General features: G+C 62.7%; 12 protein-coding genes and 1 pseudogene. 1 reads left to right on the top strand and 12 read right to left on the bottom strand.

The features are described 5' to 3' along the window. The 4 genes from HHJ19_RS10325 to ccsA form a co-directional block, all read right to left on the bottom strand. Positions 1 to 1,050 (bottom strand): sigma-54 dependent transcriptional regulator (locus HHJ19_RS10325; RefSeq protein WP_296906829.1); only part of this gene is annotated, 1,050 nt, incomplete at its 3' end. Between the two features lie 4 nt (positions 1,051 to 1,054). Further along, the gene (locus HHJ19_RS10330) at positions 1,055 to 2,668 is read right to left on the bottom strand and encodes an ATP-binding protein (RefSeq protein ID WP_296906831.1); all 1,614 of its coding nucleotides are present in this window, start codon (positions 2,666 to 2,668) and stop codon (positions 1,055 to 1,057) included. 105 nt (positions 2,669 to 2,773) lie between these two features. Next, positions 2,774 to 3,016: a PP0621 family protein gene (locus HHJ19_RS10335; protein WP_296906833.1), complete on the bottom strand. Its 243-nt coding sequence runs from the start codon at positions 3,014 to 3,016 to the stop codon at positions 2,774 to 2,776. Beyond that, complete coding sequence (gene ccsA / locus HHJ19_RS10340; RefSeq protein WP_296906836.1) at positions 3,013 to 3,813, bottom strand: cytochrome c biogenesis protein CcsA; 801 nt, start codon at positions 3,811 to 3,813, stop codon at positions 3,013 to 3,015. Before ccsA ends, HHJ19_RS10335 begins: the two co-directional genes overlap by 4 nt. Before the next feature lie 78 nt (positions 3,814 to 3,891). Here ccsA and ffh point away from each other — a divergent pair, with 78 nt between their 5' ends. Beyond that, entirely contained in the window at positions 3,892 to 5,250 is a 1,359-nt protein-coding gene (gene ffh, locus HHJ19_RS10345) for a signal recognition particle protein (RefSeq protein WP_296906838.1), read from the top strand. Positions 5,251 to 5,423: 173 nt separating this feature from the next. Here ffh and mdoH read toward each other — a convergent pair whose 3' ends face one another. From mdoH to HHJ19_RS10385, 8 genes and pseudogenes are all read right to left on the bottom strand, one after another. After that, positions 5,424 to 7,406 (bottom strand): glucans biosynthesis glucosyltransferase MdoH, encoded by a 1,983-nt coding sequence (gene mdoH / locus HHJ19_RS10350; protein ID WP_296906841.1) that lies wholly within the window; start codon positions 7,404 to 7,406, stop codon positions 5,424 to 5,426. Then, positions 7,382 to 8,980: a glucan biosynthesis protein G gene (locus HHJ19_RS10355; protein ID WP_296906843.1), complete on the bottom strand. Its 1,599-nt coding sequence runs from the start codon at positions 8,978 to 8,980 to the stop codon at positions 7,382 to 7,384. Before HHJ19_RS10355 ends, mdoH begins: the two co-directional genes overlap by 25 nt. A 201-nt stretch (positions 8,981 to 9,181) precedes the next feature. Further along, positions 9,182 to 10,570: a sigma 54-interacting transcriptional regulator gene (locus HHJ19_RS10360; protein WP_296906846.1), complete on the bottom strand. Its 1,389-nt coding sequence runs from the start codon at positions 10,568 to 10,570 to the stop codon at positions 9,182 to 9,184. Next, positions 10,567 to 11,235: a hypothetical protein gene (locus HHJ19_RS10365; RefSeq protein WP_296906848.1), complete on the bottom strand. Its 669-nt coding sequence runs from the start codon at positions 11,233 to 11,235 to the stop codon at positions 10,567 to 10,569. The genes HHJ19_RS10360 and HHJ19_RS10365 overlap by 4 nt, the downstream gene beginning before the upstream one ends. Further along, positions 11,219 to 12,614: pseudogene (locus HHJ19_RS10370) on the bottom strand (HAMP domain-containing sensor histidine kinase). The gene HHJ19_RS10365 and the pseudogene HHJ19_RS10370 overlap by 17 nt, the downstream one beginning before the upstream one ends. Positions 12,615 to 12,645: 31 nt before the next feature. After that, positions 12,646 to 13,989, bottom strand: a complete 1,344-nt coding sequence (miaB, locus tag HHJ19_RS10375) for a tRNA (N6-isopentenyl adenosine(37)-C2)-methylthiotransferase MiaB (protein WP_296906850.1) — start codon at positions 13,987 to 13,989, stop codon at positions 12,646 to 12,648. Between the two features lie 110 nt (positions 13,990 to 14,099). Beyond that, entirely contained in the window at positions 14,100 to 14,537 is a 438-nt protein-coding gene (locus tag HHJ19_RS10380; protein ID WP_296906852.1) for a hypothetical protein, read from the bottom strand. Positions 14,538 to 14,635: 98 nt separating this feature from the next. Then, positions 14,636 to 15,196: acyl-CoA dehydrogenase family protein (locus tag HHJ19_RS10385; protein ID WP_296906854.1), on the bottom strand; the 561-nt coding region annotated here is incomplete at its 5' end.

Below are 15,196 nucleotides of genomic sequence, written 5' to 3' on the forward strand. Positions count from 1 at the left end.
CAGTGCGGGCAAGTCTTCAAGCCGCTCGCGCAGCGGCGGCACCACAATTTCGATCACGTTGAGGCGGTAATACAAATCCTGCCGGAAAGTTCCGGCTTCAACCCCGGCGGCCAGGTCCTTGTGCGTGGCACTGACGATGCGCACGTCAACCGTGTCTTCCTGCGGTGAGCCCAGTGGGCGCACCGTGCGCTCCTGAATAGCGCGCAACAACTTCGATTGCATCGCCAGCGGCAGATCGCCAATTTCGTCGAGAAACAAAGTACCGCCCTTGGCGGCCTGAAAAAGCCCTAGACGGTCTTGCGTCGAGCCGGTGTAAGCGCCTTTTCGCGCGCCGAAAAATTCGGCTTCCAGCAGGTTTTCAGGAATGGCACCGCAATTGACAGCGACGAAAGGACTGGCCGCGCGGTGGCTGCAGCCGTGTACCGCGCGGGCCACCAATTCTTTGCCGGTGCCCGATTCACCCCGTATCAGCACCGGCGCCATGTTGCCTGCCACTTTGACAATGCGCGACTTCACGGCCCGCATAAGCGCGGATTCGCCAACCAGCTTTTCCAGTACGGCTGAAGCATCGGCTGGCTTGGGGCTGGTGCTGGCTGCAGGTCCGGAACCGGACGCGCTTGCGCGCGGCTCGCCCCTGACGATGGGAAAATCCACATTTCTGGCCTCTTGTATGGCTGACGCGACCACGCTTCGAAACTGTTTGAGGTCAACCGGTTTGGTGAGGTAGTCAAACGCGCCCGCTTTGAGCGCCTCCACAGCGTTGTCGGCTGAGCCATGCGCCGTGATCACCACACAGCGCTCGGTTCGCTGCTTGAGAGCCAGTTCGCGCAGCAGTTCAAGCCCGAGGCCATCGGGCAGGCGCATGTCGGTGATGACGGCGTCAAAACGCTGTGCGTCAAGGTGTTCGCGAGCCTGCTGCAAGTCGCCCGCGGCCTCCACGCGATAACCCTCCCGCAGTAATGTCAGTTCATACAGGGTGCGCAGATCCGGCTCGTCGTCGATCACAAGAATGCGCGCCGGCTGGAAGGTGGAGGGTGCTTGCGGGCTCATGGTTTCAGACAAGAATGGTGTCGAGTGAAGACGAATCGGTGTTGAATGGGGGTGCGGTCGGCGTGAACATGACGAAAAACTCATTGCCGGCGGTGCTTTCACCCAACACGCGCTGGTAGCCGATCAGGGCGCCGTAGCGCTCACACAGCTCCCGGCAAATGTAAAGGCCCAATCCACTGGAGCGGCTTTCAGAGGAGAAAAAAGGTTCAAAAAGGTGAGCTTGAACCGTGGTTTCGAGTGGCTGTCCGTCGCTCCATACCGCCAGCCGGGCCTGGCCCGGCGCTACCAGACACGTGCTGACCTGGATGGCGCTTTCACGATGGCTGGCGTAGCGCAAGGCGTTGTCCAGCAGGTTGAACATCAGCCGCCGCAAATGCTCTGTATCAAAGTGAACCGCCGCCCCACTCGCGCAGGTCGAGATGCGCAGGCGCGCAGGTACGGCGTTTTGCCGAGCCCAGTCATGGCTGATTCGCAGGGTGGCATCGTCAAGCATCAGCGTGCTGGCCTTGGGCGCTGCAATCTGCTCTTGGGCACGCGAAATATCCAGCACTTCGTCAACGATTTTGGCCAGGCGTTGCGCGTTCTGCCTGACCATGGCCGTCAGTTGCCGGTGGCCGGCCTCATGCAGGTCCTCTTCAAGCAACGCATTGGCCTGCGAGATGGCGGCAAGGGGATTCCGGATCTCGTGGGCCACTGCCGCCGACATGCGGCCCATCGCGGCCATCTTCTCGATACGGACCCGCGCCTGCATTTCACGCAGGTCCTCCAGAAACATCACGCACAGACTCTCCTGGCTGCCATCGGGAGAAGCGGCCAGGCGCGAGCGCACATGAAGGCTTCGGGCATTGTGCCCCGGGTAGATCAGATTGATTTCCGCTTCCTGGGGCGATTGCGCCTCAAAGGTGTGGCGCATCAACTCGTCAAGCGCCAGCCATGCCGCTTGTCCTGTCATCTGAAAAGGCACGGTGCACACCGTATCAGGTGCAGCCAGCAAACGCTTCGCTGCAGGATTGGCTGATCGCACCGTTCCTCCGGCGTCGACTACCAGCACGCCATCCGACAGCGTTTCAATCACCAGCTCGTTGACCTGGATCTGCATGCGGGCCAGCGACTGGCTGCTTTTGACCAGCTTTTCCTGGCGTACCAGGCGCAAGGCCAGTTGGTTGGCAAGCAGCGCCACCAGAAAAAAACCTGATCCGCTCAGGCCTGACTGCAGAAAGCGCGCACTAAAGTCGCCCGCGCCTTGCATGGAACTCCACCACGCATCGGCTAGTAGCAACAGCGTCACGCTGGCTGCGGTGCCAAATGCCAGCCGTATGGACCCGAGTACCGATGACAGCAGCACCGGCAATGCAAACAGTGGCGTGTAGTTGATGCCGCTGGACTGCAGAAAGTTGAGCAGCGAAAAAGCGACCACATCCACCCCCACGGTGAGCAACCACTGCGCATCAAAAGTGCTGCGGGGTGGCCGTGGGCGCGCCCAGAGACGCACTGCCAGCGTGGCGCACAAATAGGCGATGCACACGATGAGGGAGCCGTTTCCGGCGGTGTTGCCCAGCGCATGGATGGCGCCCTGCAACAACACCAGGACGCCGGCGATGGCGACGCGGGCGGTCATGAAGACGCGCCAGGGCCTGCCGAAAGAACCCAGTTCGGGCTCCAGCTCCCACGCGCCCGATGTCTGTTCCGCAGTTTCCCGCCACGATCGCGCCTGGAGGCTCATCTAGCCGCCGGCCTGACGCCGGTGTGCATCACTGCAGTAAATGCCTTTGCTCCCGATCAGGGCCTCAGACCTTGGCAGGTGCACATGGCATACGTCGCAAGCCACCATCTCCGTAACGCTGGTGCCCGCAGAAGAGGGAGCGCGCGGAGGCATCGGACGCGCTGCGTTTCTTTCGGCCAGCCGGTTGTTCCGCCAGAGCCAGAAGACACCGAATATCAGGGCAATCACGAGCAGGTATTTCATGCCCGCCTCAAAATGACTTCAAGCACAAAACGTGAGCCGGCGTAGCTCAGCAGCAGCAGGCCGGCACCCAGATAGAGAACGCGAACCGCTTTCAGGCCGCGCCAGCCCAGACGGGCACGACCGACGAGCAAACCGGCGAAGGTGAGCCAGGCCAGCAGTGAAAACACGGTCTTGTGGTCCCATTTCCAGGCCAGTCCCGGGCCATAAAAAGTTTCGGCAAACAGCCAGCCCACCAGCAAGGTGGCTGAAAGCAGCACAAAACCCGCCTCGACAAAACGAAAGGTCAGGCGCTCGAGCGTGAGGAGCGGCACGCCGGCGTCGTTTTGGGAGGCCAGGCGGATTGAGCGCTCGGCGCGCACCATCAGCCAGCCATGCACCACCGCCGCCGCGAAGAGTCCGTAAGAAGCAATGCCCAGCGCCCAATGCAGGGGTAGCCAGGGTGAAGCGATGGCGTGGTGAGTCGTACCCGGAAAGACAGTGGCAAGAATGACAGCGGCACTGCCCAGCCCTGCCAGCGACCAGTGCGCGTGAAGCTGTGGAAACAGTCGGCGTTCGATGGCATAGACGGTGAGCACCAGCCACACCGTCATCGACAACGCGGGCGCGAAACCAAAACGCGGCGGCGTCTGCATAAGTGCGTCTGCCAATGCCAGGGCGTGCAGCAACCAGGCACCGAGCAGCAGGCCTTTAAGGGCGCTTTCGCTCAAGCGCACGGTCGCGATCGCAAGCACTGCATAGATTGTGGCGGCCGCCCCCGCCGCTGCAAGACCCCACCCGTCGCTGATAGCTAAAATCATGGCTACAGTTTAGCGCGTAGCCAAGTCTCTCATAGCATTTTTGCGCCTCCGCAGCGCCCCGTTTCAGGACCCTCACTCATGGCTTCAGCCCTTACCGATAAGTTATCCCGCCTCGTCAAGGAAATGCGCGGCCAGGCCCGCATTACCGAATCCAACGTGCAGGACATGCTGCGTGAAGTCCGCATGGCGCTGCTGGAGGCCGATGTGGCCCTGCCGGTGGTGCGCGACTTCATTGCCCGCGTCAAGGATAAGGCGCTGGGCCAGGAGGTAATGGGCTCACTCTCTCCCGGCCAGGCGCTGGTCGGCATTGTCAGCCGCGAGCTGGCAGCAACGATGGGCGAAGGCGTCAGCGACATCAACCTGGCCGCGCAGCCGCCGGCGGTGATCCTGATGGCCGGCCTGCAAGGCGCGGGCAAGACCACCACGACCGCCAAGCTGGCCAAGCACCTGATTGAAAAGCGCAAGAAAAAAGTGCTGACGGTTTCAGGCGACGTGTACCGGCCGGCCGCCATCGAGCAGCTCAAGGTGGTGACGAAACAGGCTGGGGCGGAATGGTTTCCAAGCACGCCCGAACAGAAGCCGGCCGAAATCGCCCGTGCCGCGCTCGACTATGCAAAGCGGCATTTCTTTGACGTGCTGCTGGTCGATACCGCCGGCCGCCTGGCGATTGACGAAGCCCTGATGGCCGAGATCAAGGAACTGCACGCCATCCTCAAGCCGGTCGAAACGCTGTTCGTCGTCGATGCCATGCAGGGCCAGGACGCGGTCAACACCGCCAGGGCTTTCAAGGAAGCGCTGCCGCTGACCGGCATCATCCTGACCAAGACCGACGGCGACTCGCGCGGCGGCGCGGCGCTGTCAGTGCGGCAGATCACCGGCGCGCCGATCAAGTTTTCGGGCACCAGCGAAAAGCTCGACGGCCTGGAAGTATTTGACGCCGAACGCCACGCCGGCCGCATTCTGGGTATGGGCGACATCGTCGCGCTGGTCGAGCAGATGGCCTCGGGCGTGAACATGGCCGAGGCGCAAAAGCTGGCCGCCAAGATCAAGTCCGGCGACGGCTTTGACCTGAACGACTTCCTGAGCCAGTTGCAGCAGATGAAGAACATGGGCGGACTGGCCAGCCTGATGGACAAGCTGCCGGCGCAAATGGCCGCCAAGGCTGGGTCGATCGACATGGGCAAGGCCGAAAAAGATATCAAGCGCAAGGAAGGCATCATCCAGAGCATGACGCCACTGGAGCGCCGCAAGCCCGACCTCATTAAGGCCACCCGCAAACGCCGCATCGCCGCCGGCTCGGGTGTGCACGTTCAGGAAGTCAATCGCCTGCTCAACGAGTTTGAGCAGATGCAGGGCATGATGAAAAAGATGAAGGGCAGCGGCATGATGAAGATGATGAAGCGCATGGGCGGCATGAAGGGCATGCCGAAGTTTTGAGACGCTGTTTTTTTTCGTGGTCTTGAGTTTTTGAATAATAGTAACTTCTTGTCCAATGAATACGGTCATAGTTTGCTATTGAATTAATAGCTGTTTAGCTTTTCGCGGGGTACAAGCAGCTATAAAAAAATAGCTGCTTGTACCTATTGGCATTTCGGCGCTGCATGACTTGTTCAGGCCGCTTTCAGCCTTGGCTTGGCCAGCTGGCTGGCGTGCAGCCAGGCGCGGCGCAGCACGGCTGGCGAGCGGGTTTCTTCCGGAATCAATAGGTAGTTCTGCGCCCGCATCGCGGTACCCACGCCAACCTTGCTGGTCAACACCGTCATTGGAATCGACAGCAGCAGCGGCAGGCCGACGGGCAGCAGCCAGACCAGCGCGCTGGCGTCGATCAGCGCAATGCCGGCGGCCAGCACCATGACCACCCCGCTCATGGGGGCGAGTTGTTGCAGCGCGTGCCGCCATGGCACGGCAGCCGCTTCACGCGGAGGCGATTTCCATTCCAGCTTCAGACCGGTCATCGCAATAACGACGAACAGCGAGTGCGCCAGCATCCGGATGGGCGCCTGCAGCAAGGCAATCAGGGTTTCCAGCAGCGCGCTGCGCAGCAGGCTGGCGGTGCCGCCATAGCTATGCTGCTGACGATTGAGCAGCACGGCGGCAAGACCCAGAACGCGTGGCAGAAACAGCATGCATAGCGTCCAGGCCCATAACCACACCAGTTCGCCAGGCAGCACGGCCCAGTCGCTCACCATCGGCGAGCCCGAAAGCCACAGGGCTGTGCCCATCGTCATGAAGCACAGCCACAGGGGTGCTGACAGATAAGCCATGGCGCCAGTGGCAAACATCGAGCGATGCACCGGATGCATGCCGGGCTCGGCGATCAGGCGCGAGTTCTGCAGGTTGCCCTGGCACCAGCGGCGGTCGCGCTGCAACTCGGCCAGCAGGTCGGGCGGTTGCTGCTCGTAGCTGCCGACCAAATCAGCGACCAGCCAGACGTGGTAACCGGCGCGGCGCATCAGCGCGGCTTCAACGAAATCGTGCGACATGATGCTGCCCGACATGCCGCCCGTGCCCTTGATATGCGCCAGCGCGCAATGCTGCATGAAGGGCTCGATGCGGATGATGGCGTTATGGCCCCAGTAGTGGGACTCGCCCATCTGCCAGAACTGCATGCCCAGCGTGAACAGGCGGCCCGTCACGCGCGAGCCGAACTGCTGGGCCCGGGCATGGAGCGTCACATGGCCGATGGCCTGGGTCGCGGTCTGGATGATGCCGGCTTTGGGATTGGCTTCCATCAGCTTGACCATGGAAACCAGGCAGTCGCCGCTCATCACGCTGTCGGCGTCTAGTACCACCATGTAGCGGTAGTCTTTGCCCCAGCGACGGCAGAAGTCGGCCACGTTGCCAGCCTTGCGGTCGGTGCGGCGTTTGCGCAGGCGGTAGTAGACCTCGATCTGCGGCTGGTCCGGCTGGCTGGCCAGCTGGCCGCGCAGGTTTTCCCAGGCAGCGCGTTCATCTTTGATGATGGCCGGGTTGTTGCTGTCTGACAGCACAAATACGTCAAAGGCTTGCACATGGCCGCTCAGGGCGACCGATTCGCAGGTGGCGCGCAGGCCGGCAAAAACGGTACGCACATCCTCGTTGCAGATCGGCATGATGATGGCGGTCCGCGTGGACTTGTCCAGCGTGTGGTGCTGGACGTTTTTCGCCGACAGGGTGTGGGGATCGCCGCGCAATGTGACGTAAAAACCCATCATCGCCGTCATGAAACCAGTCACCACCCAGGCAGACAGCAGGGCAAACAGGGTCAGTTGGCCGTATTGCAGAAAGGCGTTGTTGTAAATGGGCTGCATGTCGGCAAACAATGCCGTCGCCAGCGCGGTGCTGATCAGGGTGAGCAGCAAGAACACGGTCCGGCGGCGCTTGGCCGCGTGTTGCCACGGCTCCATGGCTTCGGCGGCATGCCTGCCTGGCAGCGCCGAGCCGGTCAGCTTGAAAACTGGCAGCAGGGCGGCCGTGCCCAGGCTGTTCCAGAAACCCCGCCACGGGCGTGGCGCCATCGAACCGCGATGCACCGGCGGCGCTGTGACTGCATTGGGATGACGTTCTTCACGCAGCAGGCTGCGCCGGTTCAGTTTGTAAGCAGGTTGGTCCATGTTTCGCTCAGGGTTTGTTTGTCGTGTTGGAGAAAGGCGCGCAGTTCAACCGGTTGGGCTGGGCCGGCTGCATTTGCAGTCATGAGCCGCTCTACGCGCAAAGTCAGGCGCCAGGCGCCGGTCGCAGGGTTGCGGTAGGCCAGGCTTTCCACCACGCGGGCGTTGGCGCTGGCCGTCGTGATGGCCTCTACCTTGGCGTCTTTGGGTAGGGCGTCCAGGGCCGGGCCGGCAAAGTCGATGACAAACTGGATCTGCTGGCCCAGCGCGTCGGCGCCGAGCTTGGAGTAACCGGTGCCGCGCCGTGATTGCGTGACCCAGCCGTTGGGCGGCAACTGCTGGTTTTTGCCCTGCCAGGCGATCTGGTAGGCGAGGTCGAACGACTGGCCGGGTGCGGGCAGTTTTTCTGGCACCCAGTAAGCCGCCACGTTGTCGTGGGTTTCGTCGGGCGTCGCGAATTGAAGCAATTCGACCTTGCCAGCGCCAAAGTCGTTCAGCGGCGTCACCCAGGCGCTGGGCCGGAGCTCGTAGCGTGCTTCGGTGTCTTCGTAGCTCTTGAAGGCCCTGTCGCGCTGCATCAGGCCAAAGCCCTTGAGGCGCTTCATGCTGAATGAAGTCACCAGCGGCGAAGCCGGATTCTGCAGCGGACGCCAGAGCCATTCGCCCCCCCCTTTGCCGTCATCGGTTGCGATCATCAGGCCGTCCGAGTCATGCACTTCAGGCCGAAAGTCACCGGGCCGGGGCTGGTTCTCGCCAAAGAAAAACATGCTGGTCAGCGGCGCCAGTCCCAGTGTGGTCACAGGCTTGTCGGTAGCCCGCATGAAGATACGGGCATGGACTTCGGTGACGGTCTGCTCGCCTGGCTTGACATCAAAGCGGTAGGCACCCGTCATGCGCTCCGAATCCATCAGCGCGTAAATCGTCAGCGGGCCGCCTTCCGTGGCGGGCTTTTCCAGCCAGAAGTCGGTGAAGCGTGGGAATTCTTCCTTCGCCGGCCCTGCCGTGTCCACCGCCAGACCGCGTGCTGACAGGCCGTAGAGTTGGCCCGCGCCGAGCGCCCGGAAGTAGCTGGCGCCTGAAAACACGATCAGCTCGTCCTTGTAGGTGGGCGAATTCAGGTTGCTGAAAGCGCGCACTCCGCCGTAGCCGAGATCGCCCCAGTTTTTCGGCGACAGCTGGTTCTTGCCAAAGTTGAATTTGGCCGGGTCATACGGCACTCGCTTGACACCTGCAGCGTTGATTTCATTGACGCGAACCGAGTCGCCATGACTGCCAACGTGAAAAAAATTGGCTTCGTAGGCCAGCTTGTCGGCGCGCCACAATGTACTTTCCGGTTTGAAGCGGATGTCGCGATAGTTGTCGTATTCCATCGCCGACAGCTCGGCTGGAACCAGCATCGAAGCTTGCTTGAACGGCGTTTTGACACGCTGGCTGGCTAGCGCGGAGACATCATCCAGACTCCAGGCGTTAGCCTGGCCAGCGCTCAGCGCCAGTGCTCCGGCGCAGACCAGGGTGGCGAAACGAGCTCGCGACGCAAATCCCCGGGGACGTTGGAAAACTCGAAAAAAAGCGGGCATGGCATGACTAGGGCAAACCCTGTGCCAGTTTCATTTAGTCGTTTTAATTCAACGACTTGCAAGCGCGTCAAAATTTCTGGGTGGAAATCAGCTGAAATAAGATGGGAAAATGCGTTTTTTGTCGCCAAACAGCGACAGAATTTGGGCAGGAATAAAAAACTCTATATAAATCAGGGACTTGGCTTGTCGCCTGAGAGCGACTCAGGCGGCGGTCGGTGCGGCGCCATCTGCCTTGAAGAGCCCCGGGCTCAAGCCGTGTTTTTGCATCAGCCGGTAAAACTCGGTGCGGTTACGGTCGGCCAGGCGGGCTGCGTCGGCCACGTTGCCGTCGGTCAGCTTGAGCAGGCCGACCAGATAGTCGCGCTCGAAACGCTGCTTGGCCTCGGCAAACTTCAGCACTTGCACAGTTGGCGAGCGCAAGGCGCGCTGCACCAGCGCCAGCGGCACCAGCGGCGTGGTGGACAGCGCGCAGACCTGTTCGACCACGTTGTAAAGCTGGCGCACATTGCCCGGCCAGGCGGCCGTGGTCAGGGCTTTCAGCGCTTCAGGGGCAAAGCCGCTCAGGCGTTTGTCGTATTTGGCGGCCAGCGTCACCAGGAAGTGGTTGGCCAGCAAGGGAATGTCTTCACGGCGTTCGGACAGTGGCGGCAGCGTCAACGTCACGACGTTGAGCCGGTAGTACAGGTCGGTGCGGAACTCACCCTCGGCCATGGCAGCGTCCAAATCGCGGTGCGTGGCCGAGATGATGCGCACATCCACGGGAATCGACTGGCTGGAACCGACTGGCCGGATCTCGCGCTCCTGCAACACGCGCAGCAGTTTGACCTGCAGTGCAGGCGGCATGTCGCCAATTTCGTCCAGCAGCAGCGTGCCACCGTCTGCCGCCTGAAACAGCCCCTTGTGGCTGGACGACGCGTCGGTGAAAGCGCCCTTGACATGGCCGAACAGTTCGGACTCCAGCAGGGCCTCTGGAATCGCACCGCAGTTCACGGCGATGAACGGTTTGCCGGCGCGCGCACTGGCTTGGTGAATCGCCTGGGCCAGCAACTCCTTGCCGGTGCCGCTTTCGCCGCGCAGCAACACGCTGGCGTCAGACTGCGCCACCATGCGCGCTTCAGCCAGCACCTCGGCCATGCGGCTGGAGCGGCTGATGATCTGGCTCTGCCAGTCGGTATGGCTGCCGCGCCGGGCCGGATGGGCGGGCGCACTGAGCGACAGCGCCTCGGCAATCTTGTCAAGCAAGCCCTTGCCGTCAAAAGGCTTGGTCAGGTAAGTGAACACGCCGCGCTCGGTCGCCTCCACTGCATCGGGAATGGTGCCGTGCGCCGTCAGCAAAATTACCGGCAGTGAAGGGTGCTGGGCGCGAATCTCGTCAAACAGCGCCAGCCCGTCCTTGCCGGGTAGCCGGACGTCGCTCAGCACCAGCTGAGGCCGCTCGATATTCAAGTGGGTCAGCGCCGCTTCAGCTGAGCTCACCGCCGTGACGCGATAACCCGCCGCTGTCAGGCGAATGGTCAGCAGCCGCAGCATGTCGGCGTCGTCATCAACCACCAGCAGGCGCGGCGCGGACGGGAGGGGTGAGCCGGTCATGGCGCGAGGGGGCGGGCGCGGGTGGAGGGTGCCGGCGATGAGGCCGCAGGCCGGCCGGTCAGGCTGCGCTCAATCGCCTTAAGTGCCTCCAGCCTCTCGTTGGTCTGGTCCAGCCGGCGCTGTACATCGCGCACCTGCTGGGTCTGCTTGTCAAGCTGTTCCTCGACGCGACGCTGCTCGCTCAAACGCATCGCCAGCAGGCGGGCCAGTGGATGCAAGGCCTGCGCCTCGGAGTTGCCCAGCAGCCGCGTCAGCAGTTCCTGGGCGCGAATCAGTTCTGGCGACTGACGCAGCTGGCTCAAAACCAGCGCCAGCTGAAGCTGCTCAAAGGGGGCCGATGTGCTGCCCAGCCGGCTCACTTCCTGAGCCAGTTCGGGCGGCGGCAGGGTGCGGACCCGGTCCGCATAGGCCAGCATGCGCACGACCTCGTCGCTGGCGGCTGGCGCGGCCGTGCTGGTTGGGGTCGCGGCCTGGCAAGGCTGGACGGTGGCGCGAGCAACTGGCTGCGGCGCAGCTTTCTTTGTTGGGGCTTCTCCGGCGCCACTGCCGGCAGGGCTGGGCGGATTGCCTGCGCAAGCGGCGAGCAGCGAGGCGACCAGTGAAGCGCTTGAAAGCAGCAGGCCGGCACGGCCAGCATAGGCAAAAAACTCAGGTTTTGAAAGCATGGGGAAACTCGATTCTGAAGTGTGCACCAGGCTGGTCCGGCAGCAGTTCCAGACGCCCGCCGTGCGCGGCGACGTACTCGTGCACGATGGACAAGCCAATGCCGCTGCCGCGCGCCACGTCACTGGGTTGACGCTCGCCACGGTAAAAAGGCTCGAAAATCCGCTCCCGGTCGGCTGCGGCCACGCCAATACCCTGGTCGTGAATGTCGATGCGTATCCGGCCCGGCTGCTTGCTCAGCTCCAGCCGGATCATGCCTTTAGAGGGTGAATAGCGGATGGCATTGGACAACAGGTTAGCCAGCACTGTCCCTATTTTTTCCGGATCCACTTCCATTTTGAGTGAATCACCGATGATGCTGACCGTCAGCTCGCGCGCGCGCCACTGCAGGCGTTGTGCGTCAACCTGCTCTTCCACCAGCTCCAGCAGATCGACCGTCTTGCGGTGCAACTGGCGCGCCTCGAACGCTGCCGTGTTGAAGCGCAGCAAATCTTCAATCTGCCCCTGCAGGACGCCGGTGTTGTGCCGGAGGATCTGGGCGATTTCACGCTGGTCCTTGGTCAGATCGCCAGCCACGCCGTCTTCCAGCAGCGACACGCCTTCGCGCAGCGATGCCAGCGGCGTCTTGAGTTCATGCGAGATATGGCGCAAAAACCGCGACTTGTCGGCGTCCAGCTCGACCAGCCTCAGACGCAGCCAGTTCAGCCGTTCCCCGACGAGGGCCAGGTCGGCCGGGCCACGAATCGCTATGGCCTGATCCAGCCGGTTTTCGCCGAGGCCGACGATGGCATTTTCCAGCCGTTTCAGGGGCTGGGTGAACCAGATGCCAAAGGCCAGCGCCATGGCGACGGCTAGCACGATGGCCCAGGTCACCTGCTGCGCCAGGTGCTTGCGGCTGGCTTCGAGCTTGTCCTGCAGCGACTCGTTGCGCAGCTGGATGGCTTGCTGCACCTGCACTGCAATCGCTGCGTTGATGCCTTCGAGTTCGCGAAACTCCTGCGTCAGCTGGCGCTCCCGCTCCAGCGCGCTGTCGGGTGAGCCGGTCAGCAGACCGCTCATGGTTTCCAGGTGCGCACGCCATGGCCGCGCCTTGGCGGCGGGAATGCGTTCTCTGGCGAGATTGGCCAGGATGTTGGCAGCGTCTCGGGTCTCCTCCTTGAAGCGCTCGCGCAGCACCCGGTCATCGAGCACCACCGACTGGCGCGAGCTGCGCTCCATCGAAACGCTGCGTTCGCGAAGCGACTGGGCCGCGCCGCTCAGATCGAGTGCCCTGGCCGCGTTGTCGCGGCTTTGCAGCGTCAGGTCTTCCAGCGCGGAGCAACGCGGCTATCAGCAGGAAAGCAATGACCAGCAGTTGCCGGAACGAAAATCGCTGCAGCATGGACTTCGAAAGCTGGGGCAAGGAAACTGGCTCAGGCCGGGACGGCGTCGTCCTGCCTCAGGACTTCGCCGCGCAGCGAACGCTGGCTGGCCTCGGTGATTAACACGTCAACCATCTGGCCGATCAGGCGCGGCTGGCCCTTGAGGATCACGACCCGGTTGCATTCGGTACGGCCCATTAGCTCGGTCGGGTCCTTGCGCGCCGCGCCCTCCACAAGAATGCGCTGCCGGGTTCCGAGCCGGCTGGCGCTGATGGCGCGAACGCTGTCGTCCAGCGTGGCCTGCAGGCGCTGCAGGCGTTTGAGCTTGAACTCGTGCGGCGTGTCATCCAGCAGGTTGGCAGCTGGCGTGCCCGGGCGCGGGCTGAAAATGAAGCTGAACGAGGTGTCGTAGCCGACATCGTCAACCAGCTTCATCATTTTTTCGAAGTCGTCTTCGGTTTCGCCTGGAAATCCGACAATGAAGTCGCTGCTCATGGCCAGATCTGGCCGGATCGCGCGCAGCTTGCGGATGGTGGATTTGTATTCCATCGCGGTGTAGCCGCGCTTCATCGCCATCAGGATGCGGTCCGAGCCGTGCTGCACCGGCAGATGCAGGTGGTTGACGAGCTTGGGAAGCGTGGCATAAGCGTCAATCAGGCGCTGGGTGAATTCGTTGGGGTGGCTGGTGACGTAGCGGATGCGCTCTATGCCGGGAATGTCCGACACATATTCGAGCAGCGTCGCAAAGTCGGAAATTTCGGCGGTGCCGCCCATGGGGCCGCGGTAGGCATTGACGTTCTGGCCCAGCAGCGTGACCTCTTTCACGCCCTGATCGGCCAGGCCGGCGACCTCGACCAGCACGTCCTCGAATGGTCGCGAAACTTCCTCGCCGCGCGTGTAGGGCACGACGCAATAGCTGCAGTATTTGGAGCAGCCTTCCATGATGCTGACAAAGGCGCTCGCGCCTTCGACTTTGGCCGGTGGCAGGTGGTCGAATTTCTCGATTTCCGGGAAGCTGATGTCGACCTGCGGCTTGCCCAGCCGGACGCGGCTGGCCAGCAGTTGCGGCAGGCGGTGCAGCGTCTGCGGGCCGAACACCACGTCAACATAGGGCGCGCGCTGGATGATGGCCGCGCCTTCCTGGCTGGCGACGCAGCCGCCGACGCCGATCAGCACGCCCCTGGCTTTGAGATGCTTGACTCGGCCCAGGTCGCTGAAGACCTTTTCCTGCGCCTTTTCGCGCACCGAGCAGGTGTTGAACAAGATCAGGTCGGCCTCGTCGATGTCCTGCGTTGGCTCGTAGCCCTCGGCGGCATGCAGCACGTCGCTCATCTTGTCCGAGTCGTACTCGTTCATCTGGCAGCCGAAGGTTTTGATGAAGACTTTTTTGCTCATGATATGCTATAAAAATAATAGCTGACTATGCCCGAAAACAATGGACGAGGAGCCAATTTGATAAAAAATGTGAAAAATTGGCCAAAAAATGGCCGGTCGGCGCCTGCCTGTCAGGGCGCCTTGCCGTTTGCCGGGAGCGTTGGGTCCGTGCTGCCGCCAAAGCTGAACCAGGTGTTTTTGCTGCCGGGCCGCTTTTCCCTGGCTTCCTCGCTATTGAGAATCCAGACTTCGTGGACATTGCCGGCGCTCTCGCGGGTGTAATTGACCACCAGTTTCTGGTTCACCAGCGCGCCAGACATCACCAGCAAATTGTGGGTGTCGCGGATGCGGGAGCCGACCGACAGCCGGTCGTCCTTGCCGTCCAGCGTGATGGCGGGGGGCGCCAGCACGACCAGTTCGCCGCGACGGGCAGCGGCCGGAAACTGCCTGACGGCGGGCTTGAATTCAGCGGTTTGCGCGGTGGCCGCCAGCGGCGCCAGGCCGGCCGAAGCGGCCAGCAGGAGGATGGGCAAGAGGGTGCGGAGCAAGTGCGTTGTGCAGCGGTTCATGGTGTCTGTCCAGAGGCTGTTTTAAAAGAAGGTTGTGAAGCGCTTGGCCTGCCAGTGAGATGCCGGCAGGCCAAGTCCTCAAGTGTAGCCGCTGAGCCTCAACGGATGCGCGGCGGCGCCTGCAACTGCCCGGGCGTGGTGAACCACACGCTTGACGCACCCATGCGCCTGCGCGCCTGCGCCAGCTCGTGCCGCGCCACACTGCGCAGATGCACCTCGTCAGGCCCGTCCATCAGGTGCAGCGCCCGGCCCCATGTCCAGAACTGCGCCAGTGGCGTGTCAGGCGACAGACCCATGGCGCCAAACACCTGCATGGCGCGGTCGACCACGCGGCTTTGCAGGCGCGCCGCCACCACTTTGATGGCGGCGATTTGCGCGCGCGTTGCCTGCGCGTTTGCCGCCTCTCCCTGGTCAAGTAGCCAGGCGGCATGCAGCACCAGCAGGCGCGCCTGGTCGATCTCGATGCGCGACTCGGCAATCCAGTCCTGCACATTGGCGTAATCGGCCAACTGCTTGCCAAAAGCCTGGCGCTCCAGCGTGCGCTCGGTCGCCAGCGCCAGCGCCAGCTCGCACTGGCCGATGCTGCGCATGCAGTGGTGGATGCGGCCGGGCCCGAGCCGCGCCTGCGCCATGGCAAAGCCGTCGCCCCAGCCGCCGCG

Origin of the sequence: Polaromonas sp., assembly GCF_012927415.1 — a bacterium.
In the GTDB taxonomy this organism is placed as follows: Bacteria; Pseudomonadota; Gammaproteobacteria; order Burkholderiales; family Burkholderiaceae_C; genus Polaromonas.